We start from the raw sequence: 21,156 nt of genomic DNA, 5'->3' as shown, positions 1-21,156 counted from the left end.
CGCCCACAGTGGATAAGGACCGAACTGTCTCACGACGTTCTGAACCCAGCTCGCGTACCGCTTTAACCGGCGAACAGCCGGACCCTTGGGACCTTCTCCAGCCCCAGGATGCGATGAGCCGACATCGAGGTGCCAAACCGGTTCGTCGATATGAACTCTTGGAACCGATCAGCCTGTTATCCCTAGCGTACCTTTTGTCCGTTGAGCGATGGCAATTCCACATTCAACCATCGGATCATTTGGGCCTGCTTTCGCATCTGCTCGACTTGTTGGTCTCACAGTTAACCTGGCTTATACCCATACGCTCGACGTACGGTTGCCAACCGTACTGAACCAAGCTTCGCGCTCCTCCGTTACTCTTTGGGAGGAAACCGCCCCAGTCAAACTGACCCGCACGCACTGTCCCCCACCTGGCTAACAGGAATTGGGGTTAGAATCCTAATTATCTAAGAGTGGTGTTTCACATTGCGACTCAGACACAACCGAAGCCATGCCTTCAAAGTCTCCCACCTACGCTAAGCATAAATAACCAGAACCCACTACGAGCTTACAGTAAAGGTGCATAGGGTCTTTCCGTCCTACTGCGGGCAGGCGGCATCTTCACCGCCGTTACAATTTCGCCGAGATCCTCTCCGAGACAGTCGTTCAGTCGTTACACGATTCGTGCAGGTCGGAACTTACCCGACAAGGAATTTCGCTACCTTAGGACCGTTATAGTTACGGCCGACATTCACGGGGACTTAGGTTCGGAGCTTCGCCTTGCGGCTAACAACTTGCCTTGATCTTTCCGCATTGGTCACGTGTCACACCCTATACGTTGTCTTGACGACGTTGCAGAGTGCTGTGTTTTTGTTAAACAGTCGCTAAACGCAATTTACTGAGGCCTGCCGAAGCAGGCACCCCTTCTCCCGAAGTTACGGGGCTAATTTGCCGAGTTCCTTAGAGAGGTTTCTCTCGTGCGCCTTGGTCTACTCGACCCACCCACCTGTGTCGGTTTACGGTACGGGCGACTAGGGATAATCGTAGAGTCTTTTCTAGGCGAATCGTTTCAAAGTACGCATTGGCCGAAGCCGCAGCTCAGTCTATCAATGACCTAACTCTGTCCCTCTTCGCGTCCACTCTACGCAGCGCCCTAGCCGGTGCAGGAATGTTATACCTGCTGTGCATCGATTACACCTTACGGTCTCATCTTAGCTCCCGACTAACCCTGGGAGGACGAACCTGCCCCAGGAAACCTTAGGTTTACGGCGAACAGAATTCTCATCTGTTTTATCGCTACTCATGTCTGCATTCTCACTAATCGACGCTCCACCGTCCTTTTCAGTTCGGCTTCGGCGCATCGATTACGCTCTCCTACCACTGACCTGTGGCGAACCACTGGTCAATCCGCAGCTTCGGTATATCGTTTAATCGCCAATCATTTTCGGCGCAACATCGCTCGATGAGTCAGCTATTACGCACTGTTTAAATGGTGGCTGCCTCTAAGCCAACATCCTCACTGTCTAAGCAACGTTACATCCTTTCCACTTAACGACATTTAGGCACCTTAGCTGGCGGTCTGGGCTGTTGCCCTCTCGGCCATGAAGCTTATCCCCCACGGCCTGAATGCTGGAATAATGGGATCCTTGGAATTTGGAGTTTGATTGGTTTTGGCAGCCTGGTGGGGCCCCTAAGCCATTCAGTGCTCTACCTCCTAGGAGTACTTATCCAACGCTAGCCCTCAAGCTATTTCGGAGAGAACCAGCTATCACGGGGTTTGATTAGTCTTTCGCTCCTACTCTCAAGTCATCTCAGGATTTTTCAACATCCACGAGTTCGGTCCTTCACCCAGTGTTACCTAGGCTTCAACCTGCTCAAGAGTAGATCACCTCCGCTTCGGGTCTATTACCAGCGACTAGTCGCACTATTCGTACTCGCTTTCGCTGCGCCTGACTCTCAGAGAGAGTTAGGCAGGCCACTGATAATAACTCGCAGACTCATTATGCAAAAGGCAAGCAGTCACACCTTGCGGTGCTCCTACACATTGTAGGCATATGGTTTCAGATCTATTTGACTCCCTTAAAAAGGGTTCTTTTCACCTTTCCCTCACGGTACTTGTTCACTGTCGGTTGCCAGTTAGTATTTAGCCTTATCCAGTGGTCTGGACAGATTCATGCAGAGTTTCACGTGCACCGCATTACTTGGGATACTTCTAGGCCCCCTCAAACTTCGCTCACCCGACTATCACGGTCTTTGGTCGATTGTTCCAAATCGTTAAGCTCGCTCTTAGAGGTCCACGTTGAAGTCCCACAACCCCACGATGACAAGTCATCATGGTTTAGGCTGTTCCGCTTTCGCTCGCCACTACTTACGGAATCACTTCGTTTTCTTTTCCTGGGGTTACTGAGATGTTTCACTTCACCCCGTATCGCTTCTTTGGACTATGAATTCATCCAAAGATATCTGGTTTTAGACCAGATGGGTTGCCCCATTAGGAAATCTGCGGGTCAAAGCCTGCTCAACGGCTCACCGCAGCTTATCGCAATTTGCTACGTCCTTCATCGCCTACTGGCACCAAGGCATCCACCATAAGCCCTTAGTAGCTTGATCACGAGTTTCACATTGAAAAATCAATGTAAACCAGCGAACATTATATGCCCTGATTTTGTCTACGTGCAGTTTTCAAAGAACAAGTTTAAAAATTCTAAATGGTGGGCCTGACCGGATTTGAACCAGTGACCCTGCGCTTATCAAGCGCATGCTCTAACCAACTGAGCTACAGGCCCGGCCAAATTGACCGAAGTTTTGTGACTTCACAAATCGGTTACCTTTCGGTATCGCTCGGCTGTAGATGCAGTGGCTGGTGGAGCTGAGGAGAGTCGAACTCCTGACCTATAGCTTGCAAAGCTACCGCTCTACCAACTGAGCTACAGCCCCATGCCGGCAGTGAAGCGACAATCCGAGCTGCCACCAACACTTGTTTTAAAGGAACAAGATCCTTTGACCGTTGAATTGTGCGATAAGGTTTGAGCAGTAGTGACTCTTGCGAGTCAATCGACCGTAGTCAGCCGATTTCTCGGTGACATGGTTTTCTCCTTAGAAAGGAGGTGATCCAGCCGCAGGTTCCCCTACGGCTACCTTGTTACGACTTCATCCCAATCACCAACCATACCTTCGGCACCTTATGAGGGGCGACTTCGGGTACAATCGGCTTTCATGATGTGACGGGCGGTGTGTACAAGGCCTGGGAACGTATTCACGGCGCCGTAGCTGATGCGCCATTACTAGCGATTCCGGCTTCATGTCGTCGAGTTGCAGACGACAATCTGAACTGGGCCCAGTTTTGAGGATTTGCTCCACCTGACGGTCTTGCGTCCCTCTGTGCTGGGCATTGTAGTACGTGTGCAGCCCTGGCCGTAAGGGCCATACTGACTTGACGTCATCCCCACCTTCCTCCTCGTTGAAGCGAGGCAGTCTGTCCTGAGTGCTTCCTACCGAAGTAGGAGTGGCAACTGGACACAGGGGTTGCGCTCGTTGCGGGACTTAACCCAACATCTCACGACACGAGCTGACGACAGCCATGCAGCACCTGTGCAGGTTACACCTTGCGGCAATTTCCAGGCTTTCACCCGAATAATCCCTGCATGTCAAGGCCAGGTAAGGTTCTTCGCGTTGCATCGAATTAAGCCACATACTCCACCGCTTGTGCAGGCCCCCGTCAATTTCTTTGAGTTTTAATCTTGCGACCGTACTTCCCAGGCGGCACATTTATCGCGTTAGCTTCGCCACGAGCAGGGTCGATTCCGCTCACAGCAAATGTGCACCGTTTACAGCTAGGACTACCAGGGTATCTAATCCTGTTTGCTCCCCTAGCTTTCGTGCCTCAGTGTCAGGAGTTGTCCAGGGACTCGCCTTCGCCACTGGTGTTCCTCTTGATATCTACGCATTTCACTGCTACACCAAGAATTCCAGTCCCCCCTACAACCCTCTAGTGGGATAGTATTCAACGCAATTTCCGAGTTAAGCTCGGAGCTTTCACGTCAAACTTACCCTACCACCTACGCACCCTTTACGCCCAGTGAATCCGAACAACGCTTGGGACCTCTGTATTACCGCGGCTGCTGGCACAGAGTTAGCCGTCCCTTCCTCTTTCGCTACTATCAGCTTTCGGTCTATTAAACCGAAAGGTTTGTTCGCAAATGACAGGGGTTTACGGGCCGAAGCCATTCATCCCCCACGCGGCGTCGCTCCTTCAGGGTTTCCCCCATTGAGAAAAATTCTCGACTGCTGCCACCCGTAGGTGTCTGGACCGTGTCTCAGTTCCAGTGAGGCTGGTCGTCCTCTCAGACCAGCTACCCGTCTTAGCCTTGGTGAGCCGTTACCTCACCAACTAGCTGATAGGCCGCGGGCTTATCATGAAGCGTCAGGCCTTACGGTCCCCAACTTTAGCCTTGTTAGGCCACATTCGGTATTAGCTCGCCTTTCAGCGAGTTATCCCCAACTTCACGGCAAATTACCCACGTGTTACGCACCCTTTCGCCACTCCGACTACAGAATATTGCTACCCTATAATCAGCGTTCGACTTGCATGTCTTATCCACGCCGCCAGCGTTCGTTCTGAGCCAGAATCAAACTCTCCGTTATTAAAGAGTTGAATCTTTATAAATGTCGTTGTTACCAACGACTGCTAATTTTGTCGCACTTGATTTAATTACTTTCGTAATCACTCAAGGGGCTCTAACTTATCGCACAATTCAACTGTCAAAGAACCGTAAAAATCTTACTCTGGATCTGTTTTGCTAATGCAGGTCATCAGTTTCTTAACTGCGCCGCGCAATCCAGGGGACAAAAATTCTCAGTGCCGTCATTTTTGCCACGGCAGCTGAGTCTCTATTTGCCACCCCGATTCGTCAAACACTTTTTTGTTTTATCCGAATCGGTCTTTGTTTCGCTTCGCTTTCGGCTTTCGCTTTCGTGCGTCGCATCAACGAGGCCAGACAATACGGGGATCCCAAATCTTCGCAAGGGTTATTTTCAAAATTCTTTCGGCCGCCTTCGATTTCGACCTCAATTTTGGGTATGGTTCCACCTCCGGAAATCCAATAACATCCTGATTTACAAAGAGTTGTGAAATGACTGATTTGTTGCTCTTCCGAGACAAATCTTTTTCAGAATTTTCCATCAAAACCAATCGAAGTATCGGAATCCTTCTGCGCTGAAGCTCAAAAAGCGTGAGCAACGAGTGATTAACAGTCCCCAATCGGTCACGACCCACCACCAAGGCGGGGCATTTCAGCGCCCTAATTAGGTCAGCAACCATCAAACGCTCGGTGAGTGGCACTAAAACTCCGCCCGCACCCTCAACAATCACCCACTCATAGCCCCGCCCAGAATCACTTATTTTCCTCAGTATTTCAGGCAAACTTGGACCTGGTTCGCTCTCACCCAAGAGTGGCGCTACGCCCGGTGCAACGGGTCTCTCACAGTAGTAGGGATTGATTTCCTCGAGGGTCTTTTCTCCGTTCATCTCCTCCACTAGGCGGAGCGCGTCCTCACGATCTCCACTGCAAAATGGCTTCAGGGCTATGGCGCTCTTCCCAGCCCTTCGCAGCTCACGTAGAAGCCGGATCGTAAACACCGTTTTCCCTACTCCGGTGTCAGTCCCAGTCACAAACAAGCGCTTTTGCTGGCACTTTCTCATAACTCCTGAATCGCAAAATCCACCAGCTGGAATTGCTTTGGGCCTCGACGCAGAAGCCTACCGATAAATGTCCTCGAGTTCTTCCCCGCCTCAGCCACCACCTTTACCTGGAAAGCACTGCTCTGCGATTTGAAGAATCTGAGCATCTGAGGATCCCGAATCACAGCTTGCGGAGGAACCGGAACTATGTCGCCGTTCGGACTCTGCCTGGCCTGGATGATTTCATTAGCAATCCCTTCGACCATCCCGGGTATTGCCATCATGGCCGCAACGGACGCGGTGTTGATATTCAACAATCCAGGCGTTGCTGTCCCACCTCCCATGGGCCAGGCCGAAAATAGATCCCGCAGGCCGTTCTCATACTGCTGCTCCTCGAATACACTCTGCCGAGCAGACTTAGTATGTCGTCGCGCCGACGGCGCACCGCTGCCCCAAAATGCGTTCGGATTGTCTCTCACTCCGTTCACATACAGGAGCTCCGAGATATCATCCATCATCCCGTTCTTCGCTCGATAGGGCGGGTCAAACTTCTCGTAGAACTCACTCTCCGCCCCACCCGGCGACACGAGATTGTCCGGGTCAATCCAGTCCTTAATGGACCCCACCATTGTCGGAATGACTGAGGCATCCAAACCGATGAAGTTCAACGCACTCTCCATGAGCATCCGATCTTGGTTCACTTGAGGTGAATTCAAATTGAACTTCCGATCCATATCCTCGATCTCGACGCGATAGCGTCCTCCTCCGCCTATTGGGGTGATCCATTGCCCAATCAGCGCGTCCACCTCCGCGTTTTCCTCGCCAGGAGAATGGCCGCCAGCCCAGGCTTGTCCGAGGTAGTCCTCCCGGGCGTTTTTTGACTGGCTCAGCGCCCATTTTGCGATCTCAATGCCCGAGCGGCCCATCCACTCCAACTCGGTATCCCACGACGCATTCCGAGCGAGTGTGGTCTCGACTTTCATGGAGATAGCAAAGCCTCCTGCGATGGTGATGAGCACCGCCACGACCATCAAAACCATGATCAGAGCGATACCTCTTTCTTGCTTCCTGTTAACGCGTTTCATCGTCGTCGCACCGGATTCTTGCGCGCTGAAGGTATCGACACCGCTGTTACCGTCACGTCCTTGGGAGCGTCACTCCGCGCGGAAGACGATTGCTCGAGTCGGATCTCAACCAGGCTCGGTAAGTTGTTGGTCTTTTCCCAAGTCGTTGTCCACGCTTTACCCTCACGCGCATCCGCATCAAAGAACCGCACCTCAAAGAGGCTGACCTCCGGGCTCAAAACCAATTTAAACGGCGTGAAATCCTCCTTTGACTTGGGCAACAATAACGGGCTCTGCTCCACGATAAGTTGATCCCTCTGATCCTCCCCTCGCTCCACCCGAAAGGTGATCCTGCGGGTAGTATTTCCCCCATAACGTGAAACCCCAGGGAATGAACTCGGCAGTTTAGCCGCAAAGGAGAGCTCCGAGAAGTCGCCGCTCAGATCACCGTTAAACCGATACGGAAAACCGAAGTCTCCCGGATAACCATAGTTGACGGCGGTGACCAGAGCCTCCTGCAGGCAGCGGACTGCGACCCGAGCCCGTTGAGCCTTGGCCGCCGCTTGTAGGCCAGCCCTTGAGCCCCGAACGATCGCGATCCAGGTCGAGTAGACGGCCGTCATCACCATCATAAAAATGGCCATCGCGATGAGAACCTCTACCAGCGTGAAAGCTGACCTGTTACTCTTAGTGTTCAATGACTTCGTGATCACATTCCTCCGAAATTCGGGTCTGGGCGACATTCGGGACAGTAGATGAACACCGTCAGTTTCGATGGATTTGACGGTCCACCATCCTTCGGATAAACCCGGAACTCGATTTGCCAAAGACCATTGCTGGCGACCTGACTTGGCAGATAATCGTATGAAAAGTCAGGGTAGTCCTCTCCGAAGTCCCCACTGACGGCCACGGGTTCAAAGGTGGCATTCGTGCTAGTCACCCCGGCGGCCAACATCGCGACCGGATCCACTTTGTTTTTTTGCAACGACCGCGCACCGACCAGCCCGGCCGTCATCATTTGCAAAACCGAAAAAGCCACCACGAAGAAGACGAAGCAGGCAATCATGACCTCGAGTAGAGTAAAGCCGCGCCGCCCAGTTTCTAGGTGAGATCGCGATGGAATCCGTTTCATGGCTGACAAACTTCAGGGGCCTTCCGAAATGAGGTGGAATTTTCGCGGGTCCGATTCTACATCCGCCAGCCCAGTGACCACCTCCAGCCAGATGTTCCGCCGTTCCTGGTTCGGGTTGATGAGGACTAAACTCAGCTCGTCACAGGTGCCGTTTGGAAAAAAGCGGATCGTAGCGACCTCCTCCTGGGCCCAGTCCTCCCCCTCAATGCCGAGGAGCTCGATCTGGATGGCTGGATCGAGTGTCTTGCGACGCTCATCGTCTTTGCCAGAGCCATCCGTGCGTTCGGATGGGCGCGCTCCCTCCGCTTCTCCGTCCGCGGAGACCTTGCGGGTGGCGAGCGTAGAAACAGTGAATGTGCGCTCTCCCGGCCGGATCTCCACCACCGTTGGATTTCCTTGAAGGATGGCATCCGCCCTGGCCCTCCACAACAGCTGCGTGATGTCACTCACAGCCCGCTGCATCGACTGCTGGGAATAGCGGGTCACGAAAGCCGGAACCGCTAGACTGAGAAGCACAGCTCCGATTCCCACGACGACCATGATTTCGATCAGTGTGAACCCTGATCGCCTCGCCCTACCTCCGCCAGGCGATGAGCCCAAAGTTGCGGATGTGGGAGACTGTTGTGGTCTGATCACCGATTGATGCTGGAAGTGATTTTGAACATGGCTGAGAGCACACTGAAGAGCAGGAATCCCACACCCACCGCCATCATGATGATCATGGCCGGTTCGATCAGAGTGGTCATCACTCTCAGCTGGATGTTCAGCTCGTTCTCATAGGTTTCGGCAACGTTCCGCAACGATCCAGGAACGTCCCCCGTATCCTCCCCGATCTTCAGCAGATCAATCATCAGCTGAGGGAAGAGCTTACTGCGGGCCAGAGGCTGCGCGATGGTTTTTCCGTCGGTGACGTCCTCACGCGTTCGAGCAATGGCTTCTTTGACCACCACATTTGGCATGATCTGTTCGGTGATCTTCAGGGCCGTCAAAACCGGAACCCCATTCGTAAGCAAGGTGGAAAGTGTTCGCGCAAACTGACCGAATAGGTTGAGCCTGATGACCTTACCTACTACCGGGGCTTTCAATTTCCACTCATCGATGCGCCGGCGTCCCATCGCCGAACTCTTGAATCGGGCAAAGATGACGCTCACTGAAACAACGACCAGGAGCAGCAACCACCAATAGGTGGTGAACATGCGGCTAGCCCCCATCAGTAACTGGGTCGACCATGGCAATGCGATGTTCAAGCCATCGAAGATCGCCATGAACTTAGGCAGCATGAATGCCATGAAGAAGATGATAATTGCCACCCCGACAAAGGCGACAATGGCCGGATAGATCATGGCCGACTTAAACTTTTGCTGCACCTCAGCGAACCGCTCATAATGGATCGCCAACCGCTTGAGAACATCGGTTAGGGCGCCGCTCTGCTCGCCAGCCCGCACCATGTTGACGTAGAGGTCAGAAAAAATGAGCGGCTGCTTGGCCATCGCATCGGAAAGCCCACGCCCCTCGACCACCTCCTGCTTGAGCATTCGGCTCACCTCCGCGGGAATGCCCTTCGATTCCAAGTGGGTCATGCTGTTGAGCGCCACAGTCAAAGGCATGCCCGAGTTCAAAAGGTTGGACAGCTGCTGGGTAAACGTCGCGAGCTCCTGCATCTTCGGCCGACGCTTTTTCTGGAAGTACGCTCGGAACGACTGGGGCAGAACGGAGGAGGAGTTCCCTTCGCTACGCTGACCACTGGGAGAGGAGGCAACCGCAGAAGCGACCGCACCCTTGGAGGCATCGACCATGACGGGAAACAACCCCAGCCGTTCGATCTGTTGGAGGGCGGCTGCGCGATCGGCCACCTCGAGCACCCCCTGCACCATCTCACCAGATCGACGACGCGCTTTATAGGCAAATTGGGGCATAACACGTGACATCAGCAAGGGAAACACCAACACGGGCACGAAGTTGCGGCGCGGGAACCCTCACGGCAGGCCGCGACGCGGGTAGAGCATCAGAAGACCAGTCCATCGGTGCAAATTCCATTCGGCTAAGGACGTCGACAATCATCGCGACACAGGAGCTTATCGGCAGCCCACCATTTACTTGAAAAGCCCTTCCGGCAGGCAGCGTTTCGGCGTTTACGCTAACGGTGCGGCTTACGAATGTCGAGGGTTCCGAAAGCACCTGGGATCTAGGAGACCGGCGCACGAACACCCAATCGAATTTCGTTCGTACTACCCCTTCGATAGCCCTCCAAGTCCAGGGTCACATGCTGGTACCCAAGCGATCGAAGCTCCTGCGCCACCTTAAAAAAGACCTCCTCCTGACCAAAGCGTGCAAGATCGGCCTTTCCCACTTCGATCCTGGCGAGATGGCCAACTTTGAGTTCATGATGTCGAACACGGACATCATAGAAATGCAGATCTCGAAGCACATTCTCAGCCGCCTCGATCATGCGGAGCTTCTCAACGGTGACAGCCTCCCCGTACGGGATCCTGGAACTCAGACAGGCCATCTGAGGTTTGTCGGCGGTGGGAAGTCCAAGTTCCGCCGAAAGAGACCGAATCTCCGCTTTGGTCAGACCAGCTTCCTTGAGCGGGGCCAAAATCTGAAACTCGGCCGCCGCCTGTGCCCCGGGCCGGTGATCCCCAACATCGCTCGCGTTCTCCCCGTAAACGATCGCTGAAAAGCCTTCCTCCCTGGCTAGGGGAACAAGCTCCGTGAAGAGCTCATGTTTGCAGAAAAAGCACCGATTAAATGGGTTGGCCAGGTAGCTCTGATTGGCGAATTCGTGTGTTTGGACCACCCGGACCGGGAACCCGAAGGAACGCCCCAGCGCTAAGGCTTCTTCCAACTCTCGACGAGGAAGACTCGGGGAGTCGGCAATAGCGGCCAAAGCTCGATTGCCAAGGACGTCAAAAGCCACCTTGGCCAGGAATACAGAATCGACCCCGCCTGAGTAGGCGACAAGGCAAGAGCCATAGCCGCGGAGCAAGGCGCGCAGATGATCGAACTTTGCAGAGACCATAAAGGCAGTCTGCCACGATTGGAGGCGAAGAGCCAGAAGATAGCAGTCAGATACGCCGAGTGCCGAGAAATTGAATGCTGGCCAGCCGGTCGGGTTCTGATAGATACCAACCAGCTCATGAACGAAGACCTCAAGCTTGCACGGTGGATGAACCCCAGGACGGTCTCCTTCCTGATGATGGCGGGGCTGTTACTGCTGGCCCCCGCGCTGCACCTGACCACACCGCTGCTAACCATCCTGCTATCAACGTTCGCGTTGAGAAAATTCAACTTCTGGGGGAAGCGGCCCTTGAGCGTCGTCATCTTCGTCTGTGCCGTGTGCCTCATTTCCATCGGCTTCTTCGTCTTTACCCGAAACGCAGCTCGCGCACTGCCCCGCGTTGCCGAGGAATCAATTCCTAAAGTGATTCAGTTGGCCAACGAGAGAAACATCGAACTGCCCTTCGATGATGTCAGTAGCCTCGAGACCTTGGCCAAGAAGGAGTTGTCGGAGAGATTTGGCGAGCTCACGAATTTTGCTAAGTTTGCCACCAAGGAGCTGGTTGTCGTGATCCTCGGATTGGTGATCGCCGTCAGCATCTTTCTCAACCCGACTCTCGACATCGACCCTTCGATGCATCCGGTCAAAAACAACCTCTACACCGCCTACTGCGCAGAATTCGCCCATCGTTTCCGCAATTTTTATCAGAGTTTCGCCACGGTCATGGGAGCTCAGATCGTTATCTCCAGCATCAATACGGTGTTCACAGCGATTTTCATCTTCTCGGTCTCAATGAAACACCCCCTAGTGCTCATTGGGGTCACTTTCTTGTGCGGCTTGCTGCCCATCATCGGCAATATTTTGAGCAATTGCGTGATCGTGGCGGTAGGCTTCACCATGTCGCCAACCATGGCCATAGCGGCGTTGGCATTTCTCGTCCTACTGCACAAGTTTGAGTACTTTTTGAATAGTAAAATTATCGGCGACCGTATTCGCAATCCAGTCTGGCTCACGATGATAGGACTCATCATTGGAGAAAAAATTATGGGGATCCCGGGTATGATCCTGGCCCCGGTAATTCTCTATTATCTGAAGCTCGAGCTGGGTCAAATTACTGCCCCCGCACCTTCGCCCGCCGAGGCCAAACCTTCAGCGCCACTTGCAGCATAGCTAAAGCGACCTTAGGTTCCACCTAGAGACTCACATGCAAACGAAAATGGCGGCATTGAGGGCACTGAAGGATCCGATTCTATTTACTCGGCAAGCTTCGAGGGCCTGTAGGAACAGGCTGTTTGGGGCTGCTAAGGTGCGACTGATGTGCCGGTCAGGGGAAAAGCAAAATCTCAATCCACGATGAAAAAGCCAATTTTAGCCTCTCTATGCCTTGTGCCAACAGCCCTGACACTCCAGGCAGCGGATCTTACGGAGAGTACTTTCACCCAGGTCATCAATAGTGTGTCCGTGGTCACGCCGGGGACTCAACAAACCCAAAAAGCGGAGGTCAACGGCATTGTGAAAGCGCCGCAATTGGTCCGAACCGGACCAAACTCCCGAGCAGAACTTCTGGCGAAGGACCAAACCCTCACGCGCGTCGGAGCCAACACCCTCTTTTCCTTCGAACCCAAAGGACGCCATATCAATCTTCAGCAAGGGAGCGTGCTCTTTCACTCGCCCCCCGGGCGGGGAGGCGGAACCATAAAGACTGGGGGTGCCGCCGCGGCCGTGCTAGGAACGACGATCATGATTGTCGCCACCCCCAATGGCGGCTTCAAAGGGGTAGTGTTGGAGGGAAAGGGAAGGTTTACGTTGCCCAGTGGCGGTTCACGTGACCTCAAGGCCGGACAGCTTCTCTTCGTCCTCCCAGGCGTGCAAGGGTTTGGACCAACTCTCAATATTAATTTGGCCAAAATGGTCGAGGGCTCAGGATTGGTTCAAGGCTACGCCTCAGCCCTGCCCAGCATCGCCAAAGTGGAGAGCGCCGTAGCCGCGCAGGCTAACGCGATCAGTAGTGGAAAGCTAGAGGACACAGGCCTACTCGTGGGAAATACTGCCACCAAAGAAGAGGTTGCAGTCATCGACCAAAGCACATTCGAAGCGGCGGTCAAAGAGAATAAAAGCCAGCTAGAGCAGTCCTGGGACAAGGACATCGAGATCAGGGCCGAGATCTTGCCCAGCGATCGGCTCTTCGGTCGCTCTGATGAAAACTACCCCAAGAGGAGCTTATGGGCGGACAAGGTTACCCTCAGTATGCTCGGGGAGGATATCAAACTAAACACCCATTCTGTCTTTCTTCCGGAACCCCTTAGTGTGGTGGAAGGCGAATCGGCACCGATGATTGGCATCATCGCCCAGCAGACCCTTTCCATTGAGGAGGATCTGGATTTCTACACATGGCAAACCCCGCCCAACAGGCGTCCCGGGTTGGCGCTGGGAGGAGATGAGCTTAAAGTTCGCAACAATAAGGACCTTCGCTACAATAGCGCTAACGGCCTCTTCGTGGGAGCTCGCAAATCGATCTCCATCAAAGGCAGCCAGATTGAGAATCGTTCCGGCACCCTAGTTCTCAAGAGTGAAAATGGCTCCATAAAGCAGGAGGGCGGGACCTTAGTCGCTGGAGCCCATGCCAGCCTGGACCTATCCGCTCTCAAGAATAACGAGAAAATCGAGTTGAGCAATGTCTCGCTGGCCGGTGGAAGCCTGAACATACAAGCCGAGGACAAGGTCCAGCTCAGCAACGTGAACTTCACCCGGTCGGGCTATTCCTCACAGTTTGGCAGTATCTCTATGGCGGCTAAAACCATCGTGTTTTCGGATGTAAGTCTACCCGTCCAGCCGATGCTACTGAAAACCCGGGAAGGCGCTTTGGCCCCCAATCCCAACAAACAGACTGCAGTGATGAACGGTTACGTTAACTTCTATCGCGATGTCACCGTTCGCGGAGAACCCGCCCAGCTCTACGTCAAAGGCCAGCCTGGGGCTCGCGAATCAGCCAATATCACCATCGAGAAGCTCAAGTAAGGGTCCCGTTGACCTGCGGCCCGACTTCCGCCAATCTCGGGCTACATGCATTCGAGCAGCACACCTAGGGCGAGGTCGCAGGGATGAACGCTCGCCGCGCCCTAACAGTTGTCGGGCTGACCTGTGCCATCGGCCTTCCCGTCTCAGCGCAAGTGACCGGTTCGGTCGATCAGGGGGAAGCCCTTCGACGCCAACAGGAAGCCAACCGCCTCCTTCGGGATCTCAAACAGGACAAAATGGAGGAGGCACCTTCCATTTCTCCGGACGAGGCGACCGATGTCGGCCCTCAGTCAATCCTCAGAACACGCCAGCATCATCGTTGGTTTGCCGTCGAGCTGGATACCCAGCTTTATTGGACGGATAACATGTTTTTTAATGAGTCCGACCCTGTCGACACCGTCGGCTCAGCAGTCCTAGCGAGCTCCGCCCAACTAAGTTTAACTCCGCCCCAATGGACCCTAGGCGAGGGGAAGCTTCGCCCTCGCATTGGCTACCAGCATGTGTGGATGAACTATGCCGTGGTCGGGGCGAAGCTCGATCCCCTCTCGGGAGATCCGAAGAGCAATGGAGACTTCGACGCGGCTTCCACCTTCGCCGATCTCACCTACACCTGGGGCAATTACTATGCGCAACTCGGGCTGGATTGGCAACGTCTGCTCTCCCACCAGCCCTCCTACTCCTCCTACGCCGAGTTTTATCGAGACTATACACCGAGGTGGTCTCTCACGCGCGTTTTCGAGCTGAGCGAGAAGCAAGCGATCATCCTTTCATACCTCGGTTCTCACCACTTCACCAATGTCGACCCGACGCCAGGCCTGAATGATGGAAATCGAAACGACCGTACAGAGCACAATATCCTGCTCAACTACAGCTACCAACTCGCACCGCGTCTGATCCTGCAGCCCGGCTACCGGTTTCAGTTCACCCATTACACTCACGAAAGCCGCCTCGATTTACTTAACTCGTTCAGCGCCTCCTTGATCGTGCCCATCGTTGACTGGCTCACCGTCCGTGCCTTTGCGGGCTATGAGCTGCGAGAGTCCGATTCAGCCTTCATCCCCGATTATCGCAAGCTGGATTCGGGTCTGTCACTGAGCGCGAGTTTCAAGTTCTAGATCTTTACCTTAAAGGAATCGCCCTTCTTCACAGACCGAACAAACCCGGCGAGCAGTTCGGGTATCTTTTCCAAGTCCTTGAGGCTGACCAGCTCTACGGGCGAATGCATATAGCGGTTGGGCAGGCTGACCAGACCGCTCGCAATGCCCCCGCGGGTCCAAAAGATCGCGTCCGTATCAGTGCCACTCGTTCCCGAAACCGCCTCGTGCTGCACGGGAATCTTGAGCTTCTCGGCCACCTCCTCTAGCCGGCGAACCACCTCGGGATGGTTTGATCCGCCATGCGTCAGGGCTGGTCCACCGCCGATCTTGATGTCGCCATGCAAGATCTTGCTCACCGTCGGATAATCAGTCGCGTGGGTCACATCCACCACCAATGCCACGTCAGGTTTCAAGGCATAGGCGATCTGACGGGCTCCGAAAAGACCTACCTCCTCCATCACATTCGAAACGGCACAGACCTCAGGGGCGAGTTTCTTCCGTTCGGTCTGCAAGAGTCGCAACGCTTCCACAACCGCAAAGGTCCCGATCCGATTGTCGAAAGCCCGAGAAATCGCGAGATCATCCCGCAATAATTCAAACTCATCGACCAAAGTGATCGGATCACCGACGCGAACGAGCGCTTCAGCCGCCGCCTTATTTGTGACTCCAATATCGATAAAGAGATCCTCCATCCGAGGTGTTTTTCGATCTCCATCAAATTTAGTGAGGTGAGGAGCAACATTACCGACCACCCCGCGGACCGGTCCTTTCCGGGAGTGAATGGTAAGCCGTTGAGCCTTCATGATAGCCGCGTCCACCCCTCCCAAACGCCTCACGTAAACGAACCCATCTCCATCGATATAGTTAACCGTCATCCCGATCTCGTCGGCGTGGCCGGCGAGCATGATCCGGGGGCTGCCACCCTTGTTTAGAACCGCCACCACATTCCCGTAGGCGTCGGAGAAAGTCTCGTCGGCAAACTTCTTGGCGTAATCGAGCCAGATCCGCTGTCCCTTCGCCTCATGGCCGACTGGGCTGGGGGTATTGAGAAGCGTCTTGAGGAACTGAAGGGATTCGTTGCGCATGAACGGAGATTAGGGGGAAGCGACCAAAGACATCAACTCCCTAGGCAACCTCAGAAGTCTACCAAGTGAGGCCTGTCCCTCTTCTCGAAGTCCATCGAAACGCTCAAGAGATGAGGCCTGTCCCTAATTCCATCCGGGTATCTAGTGCGCTTCCCAAAAAAGGATGTCCGATTTTAAGCCCGGCGCACATGGTATTGGAGGATGAACGAGCCTAGCGATTGGGAGCTTCTGCGGGAATACTCGGAGAGTGGGGCCGAGACGGCTTTTGCCGCACTCACTCGCCGATACCTCAACCTGGTGCACTCAGCCGCCTTCCGCCAAGTCGGCAATCACCCAGGCGCCGAAGAAGTCACCCAGGTCGTGTTCATTCTCCTCGCTAGGAAGGCCCGCACGCTGGATCGCCGGACGGTTCTTCCTGCCTGGCTTCTCCGCACGACGCGCTTTACCGCCAAAAATTTCCAGCAGAGTCAGATCCGCCGAACTCGACGGGAACAGGAGGCACTAGTCATGACCGAGCCAAACGTTGGAGAGTCCTCCTGGGAGAGGATCGCGCCCTACCTCGACGATGCCATGGATCAACTGAAGGAGAAGGAGCGAAGCGCACTCACCCTCCGCTTTTTCCAGGGGAAGCCGCTCAAGGAGGTTGGCGCCGCTTTGGGTATTGAACCCGACGCTGCCGGGAAAAGAGTTAGCCGGGCGGTAGAAAAACTCAAAACCATCCTCGTCCGACGCGGATTGACCCTCTCGGTGACAGGATTGATCGCCGGGCTCAGCACGCATGCAGTGCAAGCGGCTCCGGTTGGACTGATCAACATTGTCTCTACCGGGGCCTTGGCAAAATCCAGTGCCGGAGCCTCCTCTTTGGCGTCCTCGACCTTGAAGGTGATGGGGTGGGCGAAAGTGAAAGCCTCCGCCGCCATCGTTGGCACCCTGATCGCCGCCGGTTCCGGGGGAACACTACTCGCACTCAAGCTTCTTGATCCCACAGGACAAAAACAAACCCCGGCGAGCGCAACGAGGTACCGACTGCCGGCTGGCACCGTGAAACCCATCGTCGCTCTCGGGCGATGGCATGGAAGCATCCTGGCACCGGACGGCAGCCTCTGGGCCTGGGGACAGAATACCGACGGATGGCCAGTTCTGGGACTCACCAGCATCACCAATCAACCCACGTTGAGAAGAATCGACACATCACACAAATACAGAGCACTCGAAGCCAGCGAGCATCACAACCTGGCGGTTCGCGAGGATGGCACGATGTGGGGCTGGGGCGAGAATATCCACGGACAAGTAGGCGATGGATCCTCGGGCAGAGGAAATGCCGAGCGGGACGTCCCCGTGGAGTCCGTGCCCGGAAAGAACTGGAAATCGGTGGCGGCGGGGGGGAGCCACAGCTTGGCACTGAAAGAGGACGGCACACTCTGGGCTTGGGGAAACAACTGGGCAGGCCAACTGGGAAACGCTCGAACTCAACGGGAATTCACAGAGGCGATCCAGGTGGGTCAGGATCGTGATTGGATCGCGGTTTGGGCCGGACTGTTGGAGAGCGTCGCCCAGAAAGCAGATGGCACTCTCTGGTATTGGGGTGGCAACCCGAACCCGCTGATTCCACAAACGGGCGCCAGCTCAAGCAACCTCTTCTCGCCAGTGTTGGTCTCCCGAGATACGAATTGGGTCAGCGTAGGATTTGGGGCATGGACGATTCTGGCGGTCAAATCAGACGGAACTCTTTGGGCTTGGGGGAGAAATGCTTACCGCTACACCGGAGAAGCCGATCTGAGCCGTTGCGCAGCACCTCACCGCGTCGGGAGCGACACGGGCTGGAAAACGATCTCTCGTGGAGGCTGGTTTTACCAGGTGCTGATGAAGACGGACGGCTCTCTCTGGGAGATCCGGCTCGACCCAGACTCCCTTGAACCCTCGAAGGGGGCCGCTCTTCCGAAAAAGCTGGAGATCCCGGGAAAGATCGTCGCTTTCAGCGCGGGTTCAGGACAGCCCCTCGGAGTGGCCATCAATGAGTTGGGTGAAGTGTGGACGTGGGGAAAGGTGCTCGGTGTTCAGACGCCACCCAATCGCGGCATGCAAGCGCTGTCCGGGGTGGCGCGGAGACTAGGGTGGCGAACGGATTGGGGCGCAGCCCGGCCGATCATGCAGGAGAAACCCTGGAGATTACCTTTGGAAGAGTGAAACCACTGCCCTCAGGATGAGAAGCTGGCTTCCGGCTTAACCTCAAATAGATCCGCTGCCTAGGATCTCATCGCTTTGAGACCGCGCGCGAACCCTTCGGGACGATTTTCAGGAAATCGAATCGCGCCTCGGCCCCGAGCACTCCTCCAACGGTCAACGCCACGCGCACATTCCGATCCCAAGGCGGCAGGTAGCCACCATCGGCAGTCTGTCCGACGGAGCGCCAGGATTTCCCGTTGGAACTCACAGCGAACTGAAAGCGATTGCCTCCCGACGCGGTCATGCGCAGGTAAATCGCCGTCCCACTGACATGCGGCTCCACGACTGTCGCCTGAAGACGATTTTTCTCCTTCTGCCAAACCATGACCTTGCCAGACTCCACGGCCACGCCCAAGGCATTGGCTGGATCTCCAAAAGCCGACAGACCCGCGAAGACTCCAGGCTTCAACAGCGAAAGCTCCAGCCGTGTGGTGGCAACATAGTCCCCGCTGGTGGTCGAACGTCCCACCACCCCACCGATCGGGTTCTTCGCCAGCGCCGGAGCCGGAGCAACCACCAACTTTCCTTGGGTTAACTGAACGGCAGGCGGGTGGTCCTGCGGCCACTGCCAGCCTGGCTCCAAAACCCGGTCGCTAAATGAATCATAGAAGCTAAGCTCGCGCCGATGCTGTCGAGCTCCCAACGGCGATCGTAAGGTGGCGCTGGGGCCCTTGCCCTGATTGATCTCCGGCCATCCGTCGGCACCAAAGGTCACCTCATCCAACAGCATCTCGCGTCCGGTGTACACGAAGGAAACCGGGTCGTAGGCGTGATACAGCAGCCAGTGCCGGCCACTTGGATCCGTCACGACGCTCCCATGGCCGGGACATTTCCACTGGGCATTCTCAGCCAGGATCGGATTTTTCGGGCACTTCTCCCAGGGGCCAAGCAAAGCCTTGGATCGAGCTACCCCCATCGCGTAGGTGCAATCGCGACCACAGCATCCGTTGGCCGAATAGAACATATAGAAATACTCGCCTTGCCGGAGCAGGAAAGGCCCCTCGACCAATCCACCTTCCCAGGGTTGATCGTTGCGAAACAGCTCATGTCGTTGACCCACCAGACGCGTTCCGGTTTCATCCAGCTGCTGTGCCCAAAGAGGCGTCGGGAGTCGACGGCTGTTTCCATCCTCCTTCCACACCAGCCAACGCTCGCCCTTCTCATTCGTCACCGGTACCGCATCGATCGAACCAGCCTCCTGTGAAACCATCGGACCGTGGTCGGTGTAGGGACCTTCGGGACGATCCGCTGTCGCGCAGGCCAAAGACAATGGGCCACCCCTTTTACGAGCGACGTAATAGATAAAGTAGCGTCCCTTCCACTCCGCGATCTCAGGAGCCCAAAAGTTGCCAACGGCCCAGTCGGGCCGCTCTTTGAATACCGGGCCCACAGTCTTCCAGTTGACCAAATCACGCGAGTGAAGCAGCGGAAACTGAGGTCCCCATTCTGATGACGTGGCCGTCGCCCAGTAGTCCCTACCCACCCGGATCACGGAAGGATCGGGATAGTCACCGGCGAGCACGGGATTCGTGTAGGTAGGTCCGGCGGCGAAGGCAGTGCCACCGCCGAGCAGGGCGATCAGGGTCCAAACGAAAATTTGGGAGAGCGTCATAGTGAGTAAAGACCAGTATTTCCGAAGAAGAGGCTTCGCCGCAAGCCCCCACAAAGGGGTACCCTAGCGCCTAGCTGAGTTGCACAGAATCCGAGCACCTGCCGCCGGCCGGGAGACGAAGCTCGAGGCCTCAATTCCCGTACGAGTACGATAGGCGTCGTGGATCTGACGCTGAATGCTCTCAACCGCGCCCGCCGCAACGAGACTCACCGTGCAGCCTCCAAAACCACCCCCCGTCATGCGACTACCGAAGACGCCACCCGCGGTGCCAATCTCAGCGGCCAAATCGACTAACAGGTCCAACTCCTCACAGCTCACTTCAAAATCCTGTCGCAACGACGTATGGCTCTCATACATCAGCCGGCCAACCTCAGTCCAATCGCCGGAGCGGACTTCCCGAGCCGCCTGAATCGTCCGCTCAATCTCAGAAATCACATGCCGCGCCCGGCGGCGGACCAAGGGCGTCAGGCATGGGGAGGCCGACTCCAGATGAGATCGATTCGCGTCCCGCAACGAGCGCACGCCAAAGATCCTGGCCGCTTCCTCACACTGAGACCGTCGTTCGGCATATTCACCCCCGGTGAGTTCGTGTTTCACGTTCGAGTTGATAATGAGAACCGAAACCTGCGGATCCACGAGCGGGATGAGCTCCGTGGCACGGGATCGACAATCGAGCAGCAGCAAGTGATTTGCTTGAGCCATCACCGAGACAAACTGATCCATGATCCCACAAGGAACGCCGGCGAACTCGTGCTCCGCCTGCTGGCATATCAAAGCCTTCGTCACCGGTTCGAGCGGGCTTCCGCCTAAGGTTTCCAACAGGGTGGCCATCGCCACCTCCAGAGATGCACTGCTGGAAAGCCCACCTCCCAGTGGCACATTGGACACGATCCAAGCATCGAAACCTGGAACAGGTTGCTGCAGCTTTTGAAAACCAGCGAGAACGCCGCGCACGTAGTTCCCCCATCGAGGCTCGGCCGGCTGAACTGTGGCGGCGAAGTCCAGCGCCAGCTCTTCTTCCGCCTGGCTGCTGCCCATTCGAATCTTCGTAGTCGAGACGGGATCGGCCGCGATCACCGTGTATCGCTCAATCGCCATGGGCAACACGAACCCGTCATTATAGTCAGTATGCTCCCCAATAACGTTGACCCGACCAGGAGCGGCTACCACGTAGCGAGGTTCACGACCAAATCTCGCCGCGAACCGCCGGCTCGCTTCGGTCGACAGGGCTGAAACGTCGGTGGGAGGTTCCATGTTTAGCT

Annotated in this window: 14 protein-coding genes, 2 tRNA genes and 2 rRNA genes; 4 read left to right on the top strand and 14 right to left on the bottom strand. The window is 55.4% G+C overall.

The window, feature by feature from the left end:
- The 11 genes from JNN07_08800 to larE all read right to left on the bottom strand — a co-directional run.
- Window positions 1-2,589 (bottom strand): 23S ribosomal RNA (locus JNN07_08800); the annotation flags it as partial.
- Between the two features lie 99 nt (window positions 2,590-2,688).
- Window positions 2,689-2,765: transfer RNA gene (locus JNN07_08795), tRNA-Ile, on the bottom strand.
- A gap of 75 nt (window positions 2,766-2,840) precedes the next feature.
- Window positions 2,841-2,916 (bottom strand) — tRNA-Ala (locus tag JNN07_08790).
- 163 nt (window positions 2,917-3,079) lie between these two features.
- A 16S ribosomal RNA gene (locus JNN07_08785) occupies window positions 3,080-4,623 on the bottom strand.
- Between the two features lie 340 nt (window positions 4,624-4,963).
- Window positions 4,964-5,650: a dethiobiotin synthase gene (gene bioD, locus JNN07_08780; GenBank protein MBL9167823.1), complete on the bottom strand. Its 687-nt coding sequence runs from the start codon at window positions 5,648-5,650 to the stop codon at window positions 4,964-4,966.
- A gap of 26 nt (window positions 5,651-5,676) precedes the next feature.
- Entirely contained in the window at window positions 5,677-6,744 is a 1,068-nt protein-coding gene (locus tag JNN07_08775) for a general secretion pathway protein GspK (GenBank protein ID MBL9167822.1), read from the bottom strand.
- Entirely contained in the window at window positions 6,741-7,421 is a 681-nt protein-coding gene (locus JNN07_08770; GenBank protein ID MBL9167821.1) for a prepilin-type N-terminal cleavage/methylation domain-containing protein, read from the bottom strand. Before JNN07_08770 ends, JNN07_08775 begins: the two co-directional genes overlap by 4 nt.
- 11 nt (window positions 7,422-7,432) lie before the next feature.
- Window positions 7,433-7,855, bottom strand: a complete 423-nt coding sequence (locus JNN07_08765) for a prepilin-type N-terminal cleavage/methylation domain-containing protein (protein MBL9167820.1) — start codon at window positions 7,853-7,855, stop codon at window positions 7,433-7,435.
- A 12-nt stretch (window positions 7,856-7,867) separates the two neighbouring features.
- Complete coding sequence (locus tag JNN07_08760) at window positions 7,868-8,395, bottom strand: hypothetical protein (GenBank protein ID MBL9167819.1); 528 nt, start codon at window positions 8,393-8,395, stop codon at window positions 7,868-7,870.
- 92 nt (window positions 8,396-8,487) lie between these two features.
- Window positions 8,488-9,771: a type II secretion system F family protein gene (locus JNN07_08755; GenBank protein MBL9167818.1), complete on the bottom strand. Its 1,284-nt coding sequence runs from the start codon at window positions 9,769-9,771 to the stop codon at window positions 8,488-8,490.
- 269 nt (window positions 9,772-10,040) lie between these two features.
- Window positions 10,041-10,877, bottom strand: a complete 837-nt coding sequence (gene larE / locus JNN07_08750; protein MBL9167817.1) for an ATP-dependent sacrificial sulfur transferase LarE — start codon at window positions 10,875-10,877, stop codon at window positions 10,041-10,043.
- Between the two features lie 117 nt (window positions 10,878-10,994).
- Here larE and JNN07_08745 point away from each other — a divergent pair, with 117 nt between their 5' ends.
- The 3 genes from JNN07_08745 to JNN07_08735 all read left to right on the top strand — a co-directional run bounded on the left by JNN07_08745 (window position 10,995) and on the right by JNN07_08735 (window position 14,989).
- Window positions 10,995-12,026, top strand: a complete 1,032-nt coding sequence (locus tag JNN07_08745) for an AI-2E family transporter (GenBank protein ID MBL9167816.1) — start codon at window positions 10,995-10,997, stop codon at window positions 12,024-12,026.
- 183 nt (window positions 12,027-12,209) lie between these two features.
- Entirely contained in the window at window positions 12,210-13,874 is a 1,665-nt protein-coding gene (locus JNN07_08740; protein ID MBL9167815.1) for a FecR domain-containing protein, read from the top strand.
- Between the two features lie 83 nt (window positions 13,875-13,957).
- Window positions 13,958-14,989 (top strand): hypothetical protein, encoded by a 1,032-nt coding sequence (locus tag JNN07_08735; GenBank protein ID MBL9167814.1) that lies wholly within the window; start codon window positions 13,958-13,960, stop codon window positions 14,987-14,989.
- On the opposite strand, the gene JNN07_08730 is transcribed toward JNN07_08735, so the two are convergent.
- Complete coding sequence (locus tag JNN07_08730; protein ID MBL9167813.1) at window positions 14,986-16,056, bottom strand: M42 family metallopeptidase; 1,071 nt, start codon at window positions 16,054-16,056, stop codon at window positions 14,986-14,988. The two genes, JNN07_08735 and JNN07_08730, sit on opposite strands and share 4 nt — an antisense overlap.
- Before the next feature lie 201 nt (window positions 16,057-16,257).
- On the opposite strand from JNN07_08730, the gene JNN07_08725 reads away from it, so the two are divergent.
- Window positions 16,258-18,243 (top strand): sigma-70 family RNA polymerase sigma factor, encoded by a 1,986-nt coding sequence (locus tag JNN07_08725; protein MBL9167812.1) that lies wholly within the window; start codon window positions 16,258-16,260, stop codon window positions 18,241-18,243.
- 67 nt (window positions 18,244-18,310) lie between these two features.
- On the opposite strand, the gene JNN07_08720 is transcribed toward JNN07_08725, so the two are convergent.
- Together JNN07_08720 and galK are read right to left on the bottom strand one after the other, a co-directional pair.
- Complete coding sequence (locus JNN07_08720) at window positions 18,311-19,894, bottom strand: family 43 glycosylhydrolase (protein ID MBL9167811.1); 1,584 nt, start codon at window positions 19,892-19,894, stop codon at window positions 18,311-18,313.
- 63 nt (window positions 19,895-19,957) lie between these two features.
- A complete protein-coding gene (gene galK, locus JNN07_08715; GenBank protein ID MBL9167810.1) occupies window positions 19,958-21,148 on the bottom strand; it encodes a galactokinase in 1,191 nt (396 codons plus the stop codon).
- Window positions 21,149-21,156 lie beyond the last annotated feature (8 nt).

This window comes from Verrucomicrobiales bacterium, assembly GCA_016793885.1.
GTDB lineage: Bacteria > Verrucomicrobiota > Verrucomicrobiia > Limisphaerales > UBA11320 > UBA11320.
This window is presented reverse-complemented; position numbering and strand designations above follow the sequence as displayed.